Annotated in this window: 17 protein-coding genes; 14 read left to right on the plus strand and 3 right to left on the minus strand. The window is 38.2% G+C overall.

The window, feature by feature from the left end; genetic code table 11:
- Positions 1 to 34: 34 nt before the first annotated feature.
- The 8 genes from P3J6_RS07545 to P3J6_RS07580 all read left to right on the plus strand — a co-directional run bounded on the left by P3J6_RS07545 (position 35) and on the right by P3J6_RS07580 (position 4,932).
- Positions 35 to 205 carry a hypothetical protein gene (locus P3J6_RS07545; RefSeq protein WP_198522619.1) on the plus strand — a complete coding sequence of 57 codons (171 nt, stop codon included), beginning with the start codon at positions 35 to 37 and terminating at the stop codon, positions 203 to 205.
- 91 nt (positions 206 to 296) lie between these two features.
- Positions 297 to 854, plus strand: a complete 558-nt coding sequence (locus P3J6_RS07550; protein ID WP_138608042.1) for a GNAT family N-acetyltransferase — start codon at positions 297 to 299, stop codon at positions 852 to 854.
- A 103-nt stretch (positions 855 to 957) separates the two neighbouring features.
- Positions 958 to 1,353 carry a hypothetical protein gene (locus P3J6_RS07555; RefSeq protein WP_198522620.1) on the plus strand — a complete coding sequence of 132 codons (396 nt, stop codon included), beginning with the start codon at positions 958 to 960 and terminating at the stop codon, positions 1,351 to 1,353.
- Between the two features lie 99 nt (positions 1,354 to 1,452).
- Positions 1,453 to 1,746 carry a hypothetical protein gene (locus P3J6_RS07560; RefSeq protein WP_178957145.1) on the plus strand — a complete coding sequence of 98 codons (294 nt, stop codon included), beginning with the start codon at positions 1,453 to 1,455 and terminating at the stop codon, positions 1,744 to 1,746.
- A gap of 282 nt (positions 1,747 to 2,028) precedes the next feature.
- Positions 2,029 to 2,823 (plus strand): hypothetical protein, encoded by a 795-nt coding sequence (locus tag P3J6_RS07565; RefSeq protein WP_198522621.1) that lies wholly within the window; start codon positions 2,029 to 2,031, stop codon positions 2,821 to 2,823.
- 122 nt (positions 2,824 to 2,945) lie between these two features.
- Positions 2,946 to 3,482, plus strand: coding sequence for a DUF7010 family protein (locus P3J6_RS07570; protein WP_138608006.1), 537 nt, complete (start codon positions 2,946 to 2,948; stop codon positions 3,480 to 3,482).
- 134 nt (positions 3,483 to 3,616) lie between these two features.
- Positions 3,617 to 3,886 (plus strand): hypothetical protein, encoded by a 270-nt coding sequence (locus P3J6_RS07575; protein ID WP_075170199.1) that lies wholly within the window; start codon positions 3,617 to 3,619, stop codon positions 3,884 to 3,886.
- Between the two features lie 74 nt (positions 3,887 to 3,960).
- The gene (locus P3J6_RS07580) at positions 3,961 to 4,932 is read left to right on the plus strand and encodes a hypothetical protein (protein WP_138608004.1); all 972 of its coding nucleotides are present in this window, start codon (positions 3,961 to 3,963) and stop codon (positions 4,930 to 4,932) included.
- Positions 4,933 to 6,155: 1,223 nt separating this feature from the next.
- On the opposite strand, the gene P3J6_RS07585 is transcribed toward P3J6_RS07580, so the two are convergent.
- Entirely contained in the window at positions 6,156 to 6,956 is an 801-nt protein-coding gene (locus P3J6_RS07585; RefSeq protein ID WP_198522622.1) for a chromosome partitioning protein ParA, read from the minus strand.
- Between the two features lie 98 nt (positions 6,957 to 7,054).
- On the opposite strand from P3J6_RS07585, the gene P3J6_RS07590 reads away from it, so the two are divergent.
- Complete coding sequence (locus P3J6_RS07590) at positions 7,055 to 7,948, plus strand: response regulator (RefSeq protein WP_075170202.1); 894 nt, start codon at positions 7,055 to 7,057, stop codon at positions 7,946 to 7,948.
- 656 nt (positions 7,949 to 8,604) lie between these two features.
- Here the strand turns inward: P3J6_RS07590 and P3J6_RS07595 are convergent.
- Together P3J6_RS07595 and P3J6_RS07600 are read right to left on the minus strand one after the other, a co-directional pair.
- Positions 8,605 to 10,776: a S46 family peptidase gene (locus tag P3J6_RS07595; RefSeq protein WP_198522623.1), complete on the minus strand. Its 2,172-nt coding sequence runs from the start codon at positions 10,774 to 10,776 to the stop codon at positions 8,605 to 8,607.
- A 160-nt stretch (positions 10,777 to 10,936) separates the two neighbouring features.
- Positions 10,937 to 12,727, minus strand: coding sequence for a M61 family metallopeptidase (locus P3J6_RS07600; RefSeq protein WP_198522624.1), 1,791 nt, complete (start codon positions 12,725 to 12,727; stop codon positions 10,937 to 10,939).
- Between the two features lie 225 nt (positions 12,728 to 12,952).
- Here P3J6_RS07600 and P3J6_RS07605 point away from each other — a divergent pair, with 225 nt between their 5' ends.
- The 5 genes from P3J6_RS07605 (at position 12,953) to P3J6_RS07625 (ending at position 18,811) form a co-directional block, all read left to right on the plus strand.
- Positions 12,953 to 14,461, plus strand: a complete 1,509-nt coding sequence (locus P3J6_RS07605; RefSeq protein ID WP_138607988.1) for a GGDEF domain-containing protein — start codon at positions 12,953 to 12,955, stop codon at positions 14,459 to 14,461.
- A gap of 77 nt (positions 14,462 to 14,538) precedes the next feature.
- Positions 14,539 to 15,882, plus strand: a complete 1,344-nt coding sequence (gene ppnN, locus P3J6_RS07610) for a nucleotide 5'-monophosphate nucleosidase PpnN (protein WP_198522625.1) — start codon at positions 14,539 to 14,541, stop codon at positions 15,880 to 15,882.
- Between the two features lie 8 nt (positions 15,883 to 15,890).
- Entirely contained in the window at positions 15,891 to 16,664 is a 774-nt protein-coding gene (gene xni / locus P3J6_RS07615; RefSeq protein WP_138607984.1) for a flap endonuclease Xni, read from the plus strand.
- Positions 16,665 to 16,733: 69 nt separating this feature from the next.
- Positions 16,734 to 17,129, plus strand: a complete 396-nt coding sequence (locus P3J6_RS07620; protein ID WP_138607982.1) for a DUF3192 domain-containing protein — start codon at positions 16,734 to 16,736, stop codon at positions 17,127 to 17,129.
- The gene (locus P3J6_RS07625; protein ID WP_198522626.1) at positions 17,129 to 18,811 is read left to right on the plus strand and encodes a hypothetical protein; all 1,683 of its coding nucleotides are present in this window, start codon (positions 17,129 to 17,131) and stop codon (positions 18,809 to 18,811) included. The genes P3J6_RS07620 and P3J6_RS07625 overlap by 1 nt, the downstream gene beginning before the upstream one ends.
- The last annotated feature ends 100 nt before the right edge of the window (positions 18,812 to 18,911 follow it).

Genomic DNA, 18,911 nt, shown 5'->3' on the forward strand with positions numbered 1-18,911 from the left:
CAGCAGAATTAATACAGAGATAGGAATTTTCCGCTTGTCAGGCGAACTCGAACAGATCAGCAGCACCAACAAACTGAACTACAAAAAGGTTGAGTTTATGGGGACTGATGGCTGGGTTGAATTAGAGTTAAGCTCTGAACATGGCCAACAGATTTTTTCTCGGATTGAAACTTCAGTCATAGAGCATCTTTTGGCAAACAGTTGAGTGCATTTACATGTGATTTCATCGCATAAAAATATGTTGCAGGCAGTGAAATTGTAAATATAACAAAGCGATATTTTAAGGAGGATTCAGGTTGTCATTTCCAGTTTTAGAGACAAATCGCTTAAGGTTAGATAAATTATCCAAAGAAGACTCAAATAGCTTATTTGAGTTATTCTCTGACAATTCAGTTGTCGAATACTATGATCTGGAAGCTTTCACTGAATTATCACAAGCGAGCAACTTAATAGAGCTCTTTAACTCTCGCTTTAATGAAAACTCTGGTATTCGTTGGGCTATTCGCCTAAAAGAAACAGATAAATTTATCGGAACTTGTGGCTTTAATACTTGGAGTCCAAAAATGAAAAATGCCGTACTTGGGTATGATTTATTGCCTCAGTATTGGGGCATGGGTTTGACCACTGAAGCAGTCCATCGAATAGTTAAAGCTGCATTTTTAGGTGAGCTATCTTGCGGTAAACTTAACCGAATACAAGGAGATACTGTTCCGGGGAACTTAGCATCTGAATCACTACTTCTAAAGGTTGGTTTCAAAGAGGAAGGTGTAAGACGCCAAAGTGGTTACTGGAAAAACCAGTTTCACGACCTTAAATGCTTTGGTTTAATTCAGTCCGAGTACCGTGAAGTATAACAAGCGTATTAAGCATGGGACTGCTAACCGTTTGCTCGGTTACGCTAAGCTACAGAGTTTAGCCAAGCATTTTTGCGCCCATTAGTAAGGCCTTAGGAGTAAAGTGAAATTCAAAGTTGCTAGTTTAATTCTGGCCTTATTTACATTGATAGGTTTGGGAGTGACTATATTTTCAGACTTTGAGAATATTGAAAGGTTGATCATTTGTTCTGTACTTTATGTATTAATACCAGCTTATGGTGCATATGGTACTTTTATAAGAAGCCGTACTGGAATATTAGTTTCTATGACCTTATTTCTTTTTCAGAGTATTCGGAGTGTTGGAAGTGATAGCTTAATTCCACATATTGCTCCTATAACAATTTCCTTTCCCTTTAGTGATTTCTCAAATGGTCAAGGGTATTTAATCGACTACTTTGCTATTTTTATGGCAATATTTTTAGCATGGTTACTTAAGGTGGTAATTACCCCTAATAAGTCATTAAACAGGGACAAATAACAGTTGATTTTTGTTCCTGTGTCGCATATTTTGACCAACTGATATTTCTCCATTAATGGGGCGTTATGTGTCAATCTCAATCAAACTAAGGAGTATTAAATGGAATTAGAAATAACATGGAAACGAGCCGCTCGAATTTGGTGGTCATATATTTGGCGCAACATCATAGCAATTATTGGAGCTGTTGTTATTGGCGCTATTGTCGGTGGCGTTTTAGGTTTTATTCTAGGTATGCTTGGTGCCTCTACTGATACGATTAAGTTAATTGTTCAACCTATTGGCTTCTTAATAGGCCTAGGAATTTCAATCATTCCATTAAAGCTTATTCTTGGTAAAAACTTTGGTGAGTTCCGCTTGGTTCTAATGAGTACTAGCGAAGAGTCCAACACATAACAAGGGTTTTCAGGGCGGACACAAAAAGCTGGCTGTTCGCTTCGCTCAAGTATAGCCAGCTTTCTTTAACCGCTTAAAGGGTGTCATGAAACCGAACATAAAAAGCAAAATTCCACTGGCGTTTTTAACTATTATATCTATTTGGTGGTGGTATTATTACGCATCGTCAAATGCGCTTAACGAATATGGAAATGCTAAATATGAGTGGCTATTTATGCTCGACACACTCTTGGTACTTCCAATTTTGTGCTTTCTTTGCGAATCCGATAAACAAAAAGCTCTTTGAAAACGGCTATTTTATGTTGTACTTCTGTGTTCATAGGAAGCCTTATCATTCCCGAACAAAATAAAGTTATTTTTCATTTTCTCGAAAGTGGCCGTTATTTTGTCTTAGCCATCATTCTTGTTTTGGAAGTCACAGCATTAGTTACTGTATGTTTAGCTGTCCAAGCTTCACTTGTGAACAAAGAAGATCCAGATTTAGCCGTAGCTAATCCTATCGAGAAAATTTTCGGCTCATCGCTGTTCAGCTCAATTCTGTCAATTGAAGGGCGCGTCTGGAGCTTTGCACTTTTTGCATCGCAAATAAAAAGTAGCGCATATCGTGGCGATCAGCATTTTTTCTACGATAAAAAAGATGGTGCTCAGAGTAACCTATTTGGCTTTATACTCCTTATTATTATCGAAATTCCACTTGTCCACTTACTCCTTCATTTTTTATGGTCAAGCATCGCCGCAAATATCACAACAGGACTTACGTTGTTCGGACTTATATTTTTCTTAGCCGAATACAAAGCCGTTGGTAAACGCCCCATTTCAATCCATGGGATAAACTTAATCATTCGTTACGGACTTTATGCGCCTTTAACCATACCATTAAAGAACGTATCTGAAATAAGTCTAAATAATTCGTTTGTGAAACGTTCGCGCAACGTAAAACGATTTAACTACTTTGGTGTTCCTAATGTTGCTATCAAACTCTGTTCTCCTATAAATGGAAAAACAAAAATATATTTAGGTGTAAATTCGCCAGAAGATTTTATCACCACCGTTAATCGTGCAAAAATCGCGGTATAACAACGATCGCTGAGTCACAAGCACGTGCGCAGCTTCGCTGTTTTTTCACACGTGTATACGCTCATATTGGAAGTTATGTGCTTCAATAAGTCTGAGCATTACTCAAGCAAGGAGAGAGTATTTTGACATTAGATGAATACAGAAAAGAATTTGAACAATCTTCAAACAGATCTATTTCAATGCCGGTTGCTGGAACCATAATTTGGGGTTTAGTTGGATTTCTAAGTACACTATTTAGCGCAAATGTTTCTATATATATTTTACTCTTTGCAACAGGCGGGATTTTTCCTATAGCTTTATTAATTGCTAAATTTAGAAAAGAGAACTTAGTTTCCTCATCCAACCCTTTAGCAAAACTAATGGGTTTATGCATAGTGATGGTTAATCTTCTTTGGGCTGTCCATATTCCATTACTTTTAAATGCACCTGAATTTGTTCCTTTGAGTTTAGGCGTTGGCTTAGGACTTCATTGGGTAGTATATTCTTGGATCGTTAAACACCCTGTTGGCTTAATTCATGCTGTGTTAAGAAGTATTTTAATTGTAGCCGCTTGGTATTTATTTCCTAACAGTAGTATCTTAGCTATCTCATGCGTTATCGTTTTAACTTATATAATAAGTATTTATCAAATGTTAACCAGGGATATGACAAACACCTAAACTCTGACAATGTCCTTAAAATCATTTGAACATAGAGAAGGCAATTAGTAGTAAATGAGTACCAAAACTCATTTAACTCTTGAATATCATCAGCACTCTCCCCATTGAGTTACTATAACAAGATGGAGTGATAAATGGATTTACTCAACGCTATTGATATTGAAGTATTTTATTATTTAGGTGGAATGTTACTCGCCTTAGTCGTTTTTCAGGGAATGTTTAAGTTAGTTACTTGGAGCAAAAAAATGCCAAAGGGGGCATTGGTCTTTTTAGCTTTTTTTCCATTAATATCAATCTACCCTATTCCTCCTCAAGAAATAAAAAAAATTGAAAGAATGAAGCAAAAACAAATTAAAAGCGAAGATGAAAGTGGTGATCCAGCTAATGAAGATGAAGTTATTTAATAACTAACATGCTAACTTAGAATTGTCTCAATTTAATCTGTTTTAACTTAACGTAAATAAATGGTACCAAGCCTTTGAAAATAAATAATAAAACTCTAGGTGTTTTGCTTTACCTATGCTTAGCCTTAATATTACTTTTGATTGCACTAAGTTATAGCAGTGGCCGATTATCGCACTCTTCACCTCTCAACTCAGTGGTAAAGGAACCAAATACATTAAAAGCAACTCCCCCCCTTAGTTTAAAACAAGAAACACTCGATGATTTATCCGATAAAAACACTATCGCCCCTATAGAAAAAGGCATACAAGATCAAAATAACCAACTTGCTGTAATGGCCATTCCACGCTGGAAACAACAAGGGCAACTAAAAACACATTTAGCGCACTTAAAAAATAAGGCTGACAAAGGCGATATTGACGCAAAGTATATTGTTGCAGCCAATTTAAGATATTGCTTTACTGCCCCTATTGATGATTTTGCCTTACAAGCAAAGCTAGAAGCCATAGCTGATTATACCTATGCAGGTGAAGCAATTGATGCTACGTTAGAAAAATTTGATTACTGTAGTGGAATTAATCAGGATCAACGTCGTGAGTTTTATTTATATTTTTATGATGCAGCGCAAAACGGATCTGTTGCAGCGCAACAAACATTTGCTGATATAACAGCAGAGTTTTATATGCAATCACAAGGTTTTAAAACACAAAACAGAGAGGAGTACATTAAAAAACGCGATGCATTCAAACTACAAAAAATCGCTTTTTTAGAGCAAGCAGCCAAGCATGGCAGTGAAAAGGCGTTAATGAAATTGTCGGCTTTGTATCATTCGCAACAAATCAGCGGTAATAGCTTAGCAAAGTCGTACGCATTAAATCGCCTAATGATGGAAATAACGGAAAACGGTGAACTATATAATCGTTATGCATGGTTTGAGCAACGGCAATACCCTCAGCTTTCACAGACTGAACTCAGTGAAGCCAACACTATTGTAAATAACTGGCTGGCAAACATTTATCAAAATGGCAGTCTTTACCCTTATGAATGATCAGACCATAGGTAATATAACCATAACGACTACCAACTCATACTGAGCTAGTGCATTTGGAGCCAAAGGGGTCAAATCTTGACTTCGGAGCCAAAGGGGTCGGAGCCAAAGGGGTCAAATCTTGACTTCAGACATTATAACTCCTGACCGTCTGCTCATGATATTTTGCTGCCAATCGTTAATACAAAACACTAATCATAATTGAGGCTGCCTTTGTTTACTGAGCTTCACTGTAATCGACCTAAGTAAAAAGTGACTACCCATGTTACGTTTAACATTTCCCCGCCATCACGCCCTGAAAATAAGGTATTGCTGAGTAATGTATTTCATGGATGAAATACAAGGCGTAACTTCACCAAGGATGGTGAATATACGCCGCTTACGTTCAAGCAATAGTTTATTTGAAGGATAAAGCGTGATGCTCGGGTGCGCTGAGAGTGTCCAGAGAGGGACCAGCGGCAGCCCCTCTTTGGCTGCCGTCGCCAGTGCGACAAAACCTCGAATAAGGTTTATTTAATCATTTACATCTAAGCCTTTAATTAACAAAAAACAACCAATCAATCAATTATGCAAAACATCAATATTAGCTAAAGCATGTGTGAAAAGCACAGTGTTGTTCTTCTAAAAGCGCAGCGCCTCTTAGCCCTCTTCGTGCATAAATCACTAAAAGACCTTATTAAACAAAGAGAAGTGAATGAGGAGTAAATGAGAAACCAAAACCACCAAACAACCTTGTTTTATATCTTCCTCTAAAAGCGCAGCGTCTCCTCGCCCTCTTTGTACATAAATCACTAAAAGACCTTATTTAACAAAGAGAAGTGAATGGGAGGCTTCGGGCTCCGAGGCGCGAGTAAAATGCTAATGCCCATAAATACGCGATATTAAATCGCTGCTACTAAAGACATTTACTGATAAAAACAATTTTTTCACCACAGATAATCTCGAGGCGCTTTGCGCTACACAGAGGTGGATTGATATCTTTTAAGTATTTCTCTGTGAACTCTGTGTCCTCGGTGGTAAATACTTATTTAGGCTTAACTCTGGCGCGATATGAAATCGCTGCTACAGAGCAATATATGGCTTTTTTACGTTCACTAAAAGCGCAGCGTCTCTGTGCTCTCTTCGTTCATAAATCACTAAATACCTTATTTCACAAAGAGAAGTGAATGAGCAGAAAACACTGTAATAACGTTTACTCGCTCAGGCTAAAAAAAAGTCGTTAGTTAGCTTGGTTTTTGGCTATTTTTCATCATTTCTAAATAGCGTCCTTCAATGAATTTTTTTTCTTTTGTAAGGTGCTTAAGTGCGTACTGGGTTTTTTCTAGCTCTTGCTTTAATGTGTCAAGCTCTTCACTACTTTCTGGCCCGTCAGTTTGTAACTGCAATTGCTGTAATAGTTGGTCTTGCTCTGCAATTTGCCTTTTATATTCGTTTAAAGTGTTAAGTAACTTTGTTTGATCGGGCGTTGAGGATGCATCTGCGTTTGATGTTTTATCACTATTTTCGCTTGCGGTTTTAAGCGCTTCGTAATCTGCTTGTAACTGGTCTTTTTCTTCTTGAAGCACAGTCACTGCATCATATTGTGCATAGAGTTTTTGACGGGTAACTTTTAATTTTTCAACACTTTTATCCAAATCCCCTTTAAGTTTGCGGATTAACTTATGCGAACGTTTTAATTTTTTATTGAGATCATCGATTAGCTGTTGTTCTTTTTCGGTAACATGATCTTTGGTTGATGAAGTAACCTCAGTTAATTGCTGTTGTAATAGCATTTGTACACTGATTAACTCAGCGATAGTTTTTCGATTATCGTTAACATAGCTCATGGCATTTTCAACAGACTCTCTGCACATAGCTAACGTCGCATCATCCATGTTTCCACTAGTTTTGACCATACTAAGTGCAAATGCCCGAAACTCCCTGAGTATCAGTAAAAGAATATAAAACCACGCGGCTAAAATAAGTAGCCCAAAATTTATAGCAATATAATGATAAACCTCTGGCGGAAATACGGCATATGGCATTATTTAGTTATCTTAAATTAAGTGTTTATTTACTAGAGTTTAGCGCTGTCAAAAAAATCTGCCATAATAACAACAACATTTAAAAAAAAGTTACCTGTGTGAAAATACTTATCGTGGATGATAGCCATGCAACACTTGAAATAGTACGCCGAGGGTTGGAAAAGTTTGGCTATCGGAAGTTATTAATAGAAAAAGCCAACAATGCTAAATCAGCGTTAACGCTGATTGGTAGTTGGCACCCCGATATTGTGCTTACAGACTGGCATATGCCTGATATGTGTGGAGTGACGCTATTACGTGCAATAAAGCAAAGACAACTTAATATAATAGTAGCAATGCTAACCACAGTTGATGAAAAGTCTCAAATTGAAGAAGCCATTAGCTTTGGCGCATCTTTTGTTCTATCAAAACCTTTTACTGATGAACAACTTCACGATAAATTATTACCTCTGGTGCAACTTGTAGAAAATAACGAAGTCATTCCTGATGAAATTGAATTAAATGATGATTTAGCGTTACCAAAGCTGTCGCAATTAGAACGGTTGTTTCATAAACATATAAGTCAGTCTTTAATCGTAAACACAATTCAACCGCAGGTATTCGATGAATCTAAAGTACCCTGTGTAATGGCTGTTTATGAGGATCCTAAAAGTCAAAAAGTACGCGCTATTGCCATACTTGATATTTATGCCGCCTGTGTAATGGCAAGTGGTTATAGTAGCTTGTCGGCTGAAGATATTAGTAACTCAATATTATCTGGCGTTGTAACAAATACAGCATTAAGCGCATGTAAAAAAGCATTAACGGAAACGGCTTTTGCCTTTTTAGACAAACGAACACGCGTTAGTTTACAAATCAAAACGGTCAAAGTGATTACCACACCTTTTCGTAAGCTCACTTTGCTGTATAAAACACCTGCTGAAAAGCGCATTGATTTTAGCTGCCAGCTTGAGGGCATGGCACAAGGTAAAATAATGTTGGTTGGCATTTAATAAATTAAACTTGCGTAGTTACCATTATAAAAAAGTTTAATTTTAAAAACACCATACCCCTACAAAAGCGCAGCGTCTCTGCACCCTCATGGTAAATCAATCACTTAAGGATCTTATTACACAAAGAGAAGTGAATGAGGAGTAAATGAGTAAATTGAACACCAAATTAGTGGCTGAAGGTTTACCCCGCGTTTCTATGCTTAATGTGCTAAGCCTGACGCGATATGAAATCGCTGCTACAGAACAATAGATTGCTTTTTTACGTCCGCTAAAACCGTATCGTCGCTTCGCTCTCTTTGTGAATAAATCACTTAAAGTTCTTATTTAACAAAGAGAAATGAATGAGCAGAAAATGAGTAACCAGAACAACCAAACAGCTTTAGTTTTTCTTACTCTAAAAGTGCAGCGTCTCTTCGCCCTCTTGTGCATAATTCATTAAAAGCTATTTGAACATGGAGAAGACATTGAGCAGAAAATGAGAAACCAAAACCATCACACAAAGCCGAGTGTCAGTGAAAAGTTAAATATTAGATCCCCCGAACCTCGTAGCTCGTAGCTCGTAGCTCGTAGCTTAAGTTAGATTAATCGCCAAAAATGTTTAAACAAAAAAGGCGCTTCCGGTTAAGGTAAGCGCCTTTTGTTATTTTAACTGCTACTTATTTTACGATTTTCATTTCGTCTAATAGGTTTTGGGCGTTATCTACTTTATCCATTACCCACAGCATGTAGCGTGAATCTATATGAATTGAGCGGTTTAGTTCTGGGTTGTAATCCCAATCACCAATAATGCTTTCGTACACACCGTCAAACAGTAAACCCACCAGCTCGGCATTGCCGTTAAGCGTTGGCGAACCTGAGTTACCGCCTGTTGTATCTACATTTGATAAAAAGTTAACTGGAACAGTATTCATGCCACCAGTGTAATCACCATAAAGCTTCGCTTTAATTTGCTCTTGCAGCTTTTTAGGCGCATTAAATGGGTCAACATCGGTGTTTTTAGCCAATAAGCCTTCAAGTGAAGTAAACGGCGTAGCCACTAATCCATCTTGCGGAGAATAACCGCCTACAGTGCCGTAAGTTACACGTAATGTGCTGTTTGCATCGGCGTAAACCGGTTTGTTTTGCGCTTTGTTAAAGGCAATAATTGCACTCATTAACTCTGGGCGAGCAGCTTGTAATTTACCTGCCAGGGCTTTTGACTTATCTTCCTCAGCTTTCATTACTGTGAATATGGCTTTTGCATATTGCATGAACGGGTCTTGGCTTTGGTTAAGCTGGCTCAGTGTTTGTTCAAATAATGAATTACGTACAATTTCATTATCTAGTCTTGATTGGGCATACATTTCATCTAGCAATGCACTTTGTTTTGCTTTATCAAAACCGTTTTCTAAAGCAAAAGCTTTATCAATTTCACTAAAACGCTCTGCTTTAGGTAATGCTGCATATTGCTCTAAAAAGTGCAGTAATATAGCTTTATCTACATTGGCATCAAAGCGACGTGACATACGCTCAAGAGAAGATTTAATACGCGGTAAATCGCGTTCTTGATAACCTGATTCGCGCTCACTATTTGGCTTTTGTTTTTCAACCGCTAAGCGATATAAACGACGTGCCGTGCTGATCATTTGTGAACGATGAACATAGCCTACCATACGGTCGCGCTCACTATGCTCTTGCGATTGAGCTACTAATGCCGATAACTCATTAAGCACATTCCCGTAGCGCTGTTTACGCTCGCTATCGCTGTTTATCCAGCTTGTAAGCTCTTGTTCAAACTGTTTTTTACGCTCAAACATGGTGCCTTTTTTGAAGCTTTCAATCATCGAACCATAGTTTTTAATGTAGTTGTTGTAACCGGCTATGGTGCTTTCGTAAGCAATACGCGCTTTACTGCCATCTTCTGAGTTTTCTTCAATTAGTGACACGTATTTAGTATTGTGCATGCGCGCTTTAGGGTAACTGTCGTTAAAAACATAATCGACCTCTGCCGCAATACGGTAGCGATTAGTACGCCCTGGGTAGCCAGTTACCATAACAAAGTCGCCCTCTTGCACGCCTTTAGCACTTACACTTAAGTAAGACTCTGGCACGTACGGTATGTTGTCTTCGCTGTACTCTGCTGGCTTGCCGTCTTTACCTACATAGGCGCGGTAAAAACCAAAATCGCCTGTGTGGCGCGGCCACATCCAGTTATCTATATCGCCACCGTATTTACCTACGCCCATGGCAGGTGCATACGCTAAACGTACATCTTTAATTTCCAGTGATTTAATCAGGTAAAACTCTAAACCACCATGAAACGAATACACATTACAACGGTAACTAGCATCAGCTTCACACTGTGCAACGAGTTCTTTTTGATTTTTTTCTAACGCATCATAGCGTGCTTTTGCGCTTAGCTCGTTAGTGCCGCTAATCACTTTATCGGTCACGTTGGTCACTGTTTCGGTTACGTACACACGTGAACCTGGCGCAGCTGGTAAATCTTCAGCCGGTGTTTTTGCTAAAAAGCCATTTTCTAAAATGTTATTTTCAGGCGTTGAATTATATTGTACCGAACCATAAATACAGTGATGGTTAGTTACAACTAAGCCTTTTGGCGAAACAAATGAGGCTGTACAACCGCCTAAGCTTATAACCGCATTCATTGGAAATTCGGTTAATTTTGAAATTGAATCAACGCTAATTTCAAGCCCTTTTGCTTTTAATATTGACTCGAGCTCTGGTAATTGATGAGGTTGCCACATGCCTTCATCGGCATGGACCGCAGAAGAAAGTGCCAGTGAACAGGTTGCTACCAATGTGGCAACAAGAGGTTTTAAACGCATTATAGAATCCCTTTTATTATTGAACCAGCAGATTACTCATTAAGTATGAGTTAGGTCAACTGCGCTGAGATAAATTGTTACAATATAGCGCTCAATAAACAAAAAAGGAGCTCAGGGTTTGTGACCCTAAGCTCCTTTTTAAACAATATGATATACAATATTAGTCGTCTTTTTTCACATCATTTGGATGCGCTACACCCATCCATGCTTTAAACAGCGCTTTTTGCTCAGCAGAGGCATTTTTATTAGCGACTACTTTTTTAGGTTTGTCGAAATCTTCAGACAACACAAGCTCAGTCGACATCAAAGTGTCACGGCGAATAAAATCAACAGTTACCTTGTCCCCTGCTTTAAAGGTTTCTAGGCTGGCGGTTAAGTCTTTCCCTACATGTTTTTTGTTAATAGCAACGAGTTTATCGTCGGTGGTTAAACCACCTTGCCATGCTGCACCATCGCGACGTACATGAGTAAGGGTGAGCAATTCACCGGTATTTTTAGTAAAGGCATCTAAACTTGGTGTAGCCTTGGCTTTTTCAGGCAGCTCAAAGCTCAAACCTACTTTTGCCAGTAATTCATCAAAATCTAAGCTGGCTGGTGTGCTAACATTTGCTTGCCACCAATTACTGTAATCACGCCCTGTTAGCTGCTTTAAAATTGCTAATACGTCTTTCTCAGTAAAACCCGCTGGTAGCTTATGCTGCTTATAAAGTTCGTTATGTACATTTTTATAGCTTATTTTACCTTGGCTTTTTTCTAGTAGGTCGATATCTAACGCCATCGACAATAACGAGCCTTCAAGGTAAATATTAGTGCCGTAGTTACGTGCATGATCGCCACCTTGATTTATCCATTTATCAAAGCTGGTTTCGCTAGCACTTTGCACTTCACGCCCTGGGGTTGTGAGATGGCGATTAATGGTTTTACTGAAGTTCTTAAAAAACTCATCGGTGGTTTGAATGCCTGAGCGCACTAATAAATGGTCTTCAAAATAGCTGGTAGACCCTTCAGCAATCCACAGCAGTTTTGAATAATTAATATTGGTATAGTCGTATGGCGCAAGCCCTTTAGGACGGTACGCTTTTACATTCCAAGTATGAATAAATTCATGTGCCGCTGTGCTTATAAAAGCTAAATAGTCTTCACGTTTAGCAAAGCGATCCCGTGGGCGTTGAATAATAGTTGAATTTAAGTGTTCAGTTGCGCCGCCCGCGCCCGATGTAGCATGTACCATAAATACATAACGCTCATACGGGTAGCTGTCCCAAATTACATTGCCCGTTGCTACAAGCTTTTTTAAATCGGTTAGCATCAGTTCTATGTCGTAATTACCTTCGCCCCACACTACTAGTTCGTACTCACGGCCATCAACTTCAAAAGTACGCAGTTCATTAACACCGGTTTCTATTGGTGAATCAACTAGCACGTCGTAGTCGCTGGCTTTAAAGCTGTGTTTATTCTTATAGTTTTCCATACCCGACACAGAGCGCCATGCTTTAGGTACGTTTAATTCAACCGTAACGGGCTCTTGGCGAAATGATTCGCTGAACATAAAAAAGCCAGATGCGTCAACAAACGCGTGGCTGTCGTCAATATGACGAGCGCGCTTACCTAGCTCATTGGCATACACTTGGTAATCAACATTGACTTGAGTCGGCTCATTTAAATGAACACGCCATGTGCTGTGGTCTATTTTTTCCCACTTTAATGCATTACCTTCATCGTCGCTGGCTTTAAAATAGCGAACGCCATTGGCAAGGTTTAAAATTTCGTAGCGACCAGTACGCCATGCTGGCAATTTTACATCTAAATAAGACTGCGCCGTTTTAGGAAACTCTACATTTACATCACCTAAATGATGTTCTGGCTGAGAGATATTTAAAGCGTAGTTAACGTCGGCAAATACAGGTGCTGAACAGGCAGCTAAAATTGATAAGGCAAGTAGCTTTTTCATGAAGGCTCTTTTTTATATAACGTATTGTTGTACCAAGGTTAACAAGACCCATTTTAAAAGTGAATTAAAAGCGGTAAATGCACTTATATTTAAGATCGCTCGTATTTTGTTATTAAAAACATTAAGTTTTTGATCTCATCCCTACTATTAATATGTTTTTGTTGTAAACTAAAACAATAAAGGTATTAAGATAATGGTGTGTAGGTGTCTAGGAGCTCCAATACGGTGGAACAAAAACTAAAGCAAGCAATCGACAGTAGAAAAGTAGTAGAAAGTGCTCGCCAACATCAAGTGAGTACGCTTTCTAATTTTGCAGCTAAGTTATCTTTAAGCTGTAAGGGACTTGATACTGAGCTTGATAACCGCCTAGCTAAGTTTCGAAGCGCATTAAACAAAGGAATGGGTTATGAAGACTTTGCTCCTTTGGTGGATGATATTTTAGCTTTGCTAAAAAACCAAGAAGCCATTCAACTAGCACATCAACGTGATCTTCTCACCAGTGTACAAAATGCAGGTAAGCAATTACAACAAACCAAAGGTTTACCTAACGATACCCGCAGAACACTGCGCCACTTACTCGATAACGAGCTAGACGATATTCAATCTGTACATGGTTTTATACCTGTTTTAAATCAGCTGATCACTTTTTATCATCAAGCTTTAATAGCTAAAAGCAACGATACCTTTGAGCCTCCAAATCTTAGTGCTCTCACTGAAAAGCTATTTAAATTAGTTAGTCAGTTAGTACTTGAAGAAGAAGCCAACGATGAGCTGTATCTAATAAAAAAACGTATCGCTAAAAATAAAGCCGTAGACCAACTTCTTGATGCAGCAATTGATGTAATCACACTCATTGTACAAAGCATTCAAGTTGAGCGTGCGTCAGCGCAAAGCTTTTTAACTTCATTAAACCAAACGCTTGGAGAACTACATAGTTCATTAGTTTCAACCAGAGAACATTCTGAATCGATGAATGTTGAATTCGAATCAATTAATCAACGAATTGGTGAAAAATTAAAAAATTTAAATACACAAACAAATAAAGCAACATCAATTACAGAATTAAAGCAATTGGTTGAAAATGAGTTACGCTCATTGAGTGCAGACATTCTAGAAAAAGAACAACTGGAACAAAAAGATCGCCAAATTTTAATTTCTAGCTTTGCACAAATAAACGATAGAATTGGCAGTTTAGAAAACAAAGTTAGTAATTATAAAAAACGTTTAAATGAACAACGCTTTAAAAGTTTACTCGACAGTCTTACCAAGTTACCTAATCGAGCAGCCTTTGACGAACGCTACAATCACGAAATTAATTTGTTTAATGAACAACCGTCAGACATAACCTTAGTGGTTATTGATGTTGATCATTTCAAATCAATTAACGATCGCTTTGGTCACACAGCAGGTGATATTACCCTACAAGTGATTGCCAAAGCGCTGCAAAAATCGATTAGACAAACTGACTTTATTGCCCGTTATGGCGGCGAAGAGTTTGTGTTATTAATGCCTCGTACATCACTTGATAACGCTGTCGAGCATCTCAATAAATTAAGACTGTCGATTAAAAAGATCCCATTTAAATTTAAAGACAAACAAATTCAAATTACCGTTTCGTTAGGCGCAACCCAATTTGAAGTGGGTGATACGCCTCTAAAAGCGTTTGATAGAGCCGATGAAGCTCTATACGATGCTAAAAACTCAGGCCGGGATCGTCTGTGTATTAGTAAATAGTGTTATGCACTTTTACCATTGAGTATAAGGCATAACTACGCAGTAAATTTACCCAAGAAGTTTCAAGGAGAATGTCGATGCTAATACAATTAAACCCTACAGGGGTATTAGACTTATTGTCGCAGCTAGAAGTAGACTTACTCGAGCAATCATCAACCAGCGAACGCTACAGGCTATTTAGAAACTGTGTATTGGCCGTGCTTAATGTAGGCAGCCACACCGATGTAAGCAATGATATTTACGATAAACATAAAGATTTTGATATACGCTTGGTCAGCCGTGAACGCGGTATAAAAATTGAATTAGAAAATCCTCCGCAAACAGCCTTTGTTGATGGCCACATAGTAACTGGTATACATGAGCACATATTTTCGGTTATTCGCGATATTTTGTTTATTTGCCAAAAGTATGAAAAAAACCTGCAGGAAACAAAAGCCATTACTCACATGGTTTTTGACATGCTAAGAAATGCCGACGCACTTAAAGTAAATAGCGAACCTAACATGATTGTGTGTTGGGGTGGCCATTCGATTAACGAAGTCGAATATAAATACACTAAACAAGTTGGCTATGAACTGGGGTTACGTGGGTTAAATATTTGTACCGGCTGTGGGCCTGGTGCAATGAAAGGCCCAATGAAAGGCGCAACCATTGGCCATGCAAAGCAACGTATTACCAATAATCGTTATTTAGGTTTAACTGAGCCAAGCATTATAGCGGCAGAGCCCCCCAATCCGATTGTAAATGAACTGGTTATTTTACCCGATATTGAAAAACGTCTTGAGGCATTTATTCGTACCGCACATGCCATTATAATTTTTCCAGGTGGCGCAGGTACAGCCGAAGAGTTGCTATATTTATTAGGTATTTTGTTACACCCCGAAAACGAAAAGCAATGTTTACCGGTTATTTTAACTGGCCCTAAACACAGCAAAGCTTACTTTGAAGAGCTTTGTAAGTTTATTCAAATGACTTTAGGCGATGCCGCACTGAGTAAATTTGAAGTGATTATTGATGATCCTCAATTAGTTAGCCAAAAGCTTAAATCGGCCATGAGCGGAGTTCGCGAATATCGTAAAAGCCAAGGCGATGCTTATTACTTTAATTGGACGTTGAAAATAGAAAATGATTTTCAGCAGCCTTTTTACCCAACTCATGAAGCCATGGCGTCACTTGATTTACATCTTGATCAGCCCAAACAACAGCTTGCAGCTAATTTACGCCGTGCGTTTTCGGGAATTGTTGCAGGTAATGTGAAAGAAGAAGGCTTAAATGTAATTAACGAGCATGGCCCCTATGTACTAAGTGGTGAGCCTGATTTAATGAAAGCAATGGACAAACTTTTACAAGCGTTTGTAGAACAAGGTAGAATGAAACTTCCCGGAAGTAAGTATATCCCTTGTTATACAATAAAAGCGTGAGTTTATAATTGAATCCCCATTTACTCCTTATTGATGCGCTTAATTTAATTAGGCGCATTTATGCTGTTGATGCAAACCAAAGCCATCATAGCGACGAACACATGTTAAAAGCATGCTGTGCCCGAGTTGCACATGCATGCAAAAAGCTTTTAACAACCACCAATGCAACCCATGCAATAGCCGTTTTTGATGGTGACAAAAGCTGGCGTTACCACTTTTATAAAGACTACAAACATTCGCGTGCTCCTATGCCAGAGACTCTAAAAAGCGCGTTACCTCATTTTAAAGCGGCCATTGAAGAAACCGGTATTGTGGTATTTGAACCGACTAACGATGAAGCCGACGATATTATTGCGACTTTAGCGCATAAAGCCGCTAATAATCAGATAAACAATACCATTGTCTCTACGGATAAAGGATTTTTACCTCATTTGAATGAGCATATTGAAGTATACGATTACTTTAAAAAGCAGCACCTGAATAAAGAACATATTGAAGAGCGCTTTGCTGTCGCTCAACATAAACTCATCGACTTTTGGGCACTCGCAGGCGATAAAACCAATGACATTCCGGGTGTTAAAGGTATTGGTGTTAAATCTGCGCAGCAATTGGTTAATCAATATAGCTCTATTGAAGAAGCGTTAAAGGATGAATCGTTAAACGCGCGGTTACAAAAAAAGCTGAATGAAGATATGGATATGTTTATTATTTCTAAGCAGTTGGTGAGTTTGCGTACAGATATCCATTTAGGCTTTAGTTTAAAGCAGTTAAGGCTTAATTAGTCGCAAGTTAATAGCACTGCACTTTAGCAGTACGTATACTAGTAATAGGTGTTTTGATCTGGGTTGGCAATGTTTAAAAAGTTTTTTAGGTATTTAATATTAGGATTAGGTTTATATGCACTAATAGCCACGACGGTTATTATGTTTTATAAAGACGATCCACAAGCTATGATTTGGCAAGATAGAGAAGCTTTTAATAAACGCTATATAGAGAAATTGCGCTTGGAAGATACCTTTACGCTAAATAATGTGCTTGAATACTTAGGTAGTCCAGATTTAACCTATGCTAAACGTGATGGCGAGCAAGTATGGCAAGTAATTTTTTATCGCACCCAACATAAAACCTCTGACGGCATCACCACCATGGATGAATGTACTGGGTTGCTATTTAAAAATGGCCAACTAATAATGTGGGGCCCAAGTGCTTATGAAAAATACCTTGAGCATAATGACGGGAAAACTTAATGGAAGCTCCACTGTCGGGTAAACTAAAAAAACTACTCGAAAGCACACAATTGCTTTTAAGCTCCCATAACAACAAAAGTCAGTGGCATACCTTTTACCCTCTTGTGTGTAAACTATCAGAGCAATACGCAGCGTTATACAAACAAAACCCAGCGGCCTTACAAACTCAGTTAAATCTATATAAAACACAGTATAGTTACGCAACCAATTTAGTCGTTAATCAGTGTGTATTAACCTGTGCTTTGTGTAGTAGCCAAAACTACGACAACGATTTAACCGAGCTTTATATTAGTGCTTCACTGGTTGAGCACCTTTGTGTTGCTAAGCAATTAAATAAGCTAACTCAACAGCAAGCGTTTAACGAAGCCGATAAAAAAATATGGTCGTTACGCCATAAGCTTGCTGCCAAAGTACTATTAACGGCTAAGCAACCTGCACATAAAATTGCCCATATTTTGGCTAAACTCAGCAAATACAAACATGCATTATTAGATACACCTAAAATTATGCTTTATGACGGTGCTAGTGTGGTGGTTGCTTTAGCAAATATACTAGCGCTTAACGTTACTTGTAATACAAAGCAACAGCACATAAATTTTTATAAAGCGGTCGCTGATTTATATATAAGAACCCCTAACTCATTTGCACAAGCGTTATTAAAAGCGTTAGTCGCTCATATAGGACGATATATACCAGGCAGCCAAGTTGTTTATGCCGACCAAGCTATGGTTTATTTAGCCACTGATACACAAGGCCGACATATTATAGTTAATAACGCCAATACTAAAATGGCATGGTATCGTATAAAAGCGTCCTTAGTGGATGACTCAAAAGCATGGGAATGCAACGATAATCGCTTATTTTTAAAAATATGGGACAGTGAACATCTTAATATCCCGCATAATAATCACTCTGCACAAACGCCTTTGTATCAGTTAGTAAAACAAATAAAAACGCAAAAAGAATACAGTTTTAAAGCTTTAAACACCTTACTTACTCCCTACCCTGATGTTGTAAAGTCAGTGTGTTTAGCAGTAAAGCACTACAATAAAGAGCGATTAGCCGCTAAAGATTTAAGGCACAGCTTATCTATGGTGGGTTACGATAAAGCACCCGCTATTATTCAAGGGGTCGTGTTTGAACAATTAGTAAATAGCATTGCTCATCCTCTACATGCTTTTTTATACACCCGTATTAGCTGTTTAGTAAATATATTAGAGCTATTAGTTAAATATAATCCTAGCGTTCAAAGTGAGCGTATTAGCTTAAGCTTATATGCCTATTTATATTATGTACTGATACATTACAGCCCTGATGTTTCAAGAAAAATCACCATAGATCAAACACCGAATAAAGCTCTTGATACACCGTTTAGTACATTTTTTGGTATAAACAACATAGATGCTTCTCATTTAAACAGTGAGCTTAATGAATTACTTAGTGGCGACCCATGGGGATCGGCTTTATTAAAAGCTGAGCAACTCCCTAAAAAGCAGCTTGATGATGCTAGTCAATTATGGGCAGCATTGAAAGTTGTGGCGCAGCGTATATTAAAACCCAACCAGCCATTAACAGCGTGGCAACAACAAACATTGAATCAACAACTTCGTCGCCATGGCTGGCAAACTGAGGTAGATTTTAATCAATCACTGCTGCGCTTAGGGTTACACAATAGTATTTAGCTGACTTATTATCACTATAACTTAAAGTTATACCCTGTATTCATACTATAAACTGGCAAAATGAGTGATATATTGGTATAAATGCCGGCTTAAATTTAGC

Source organism: Pseudoalteromonas sp. 3J6, from assembly GCF_903995135.1.
Taxonomy (GTDB): Bacteria; Pseudomonadota; Gammaproteobacteria; order Enterobacterales; family Alteromonadaceae; genus Pseudoalteromonas.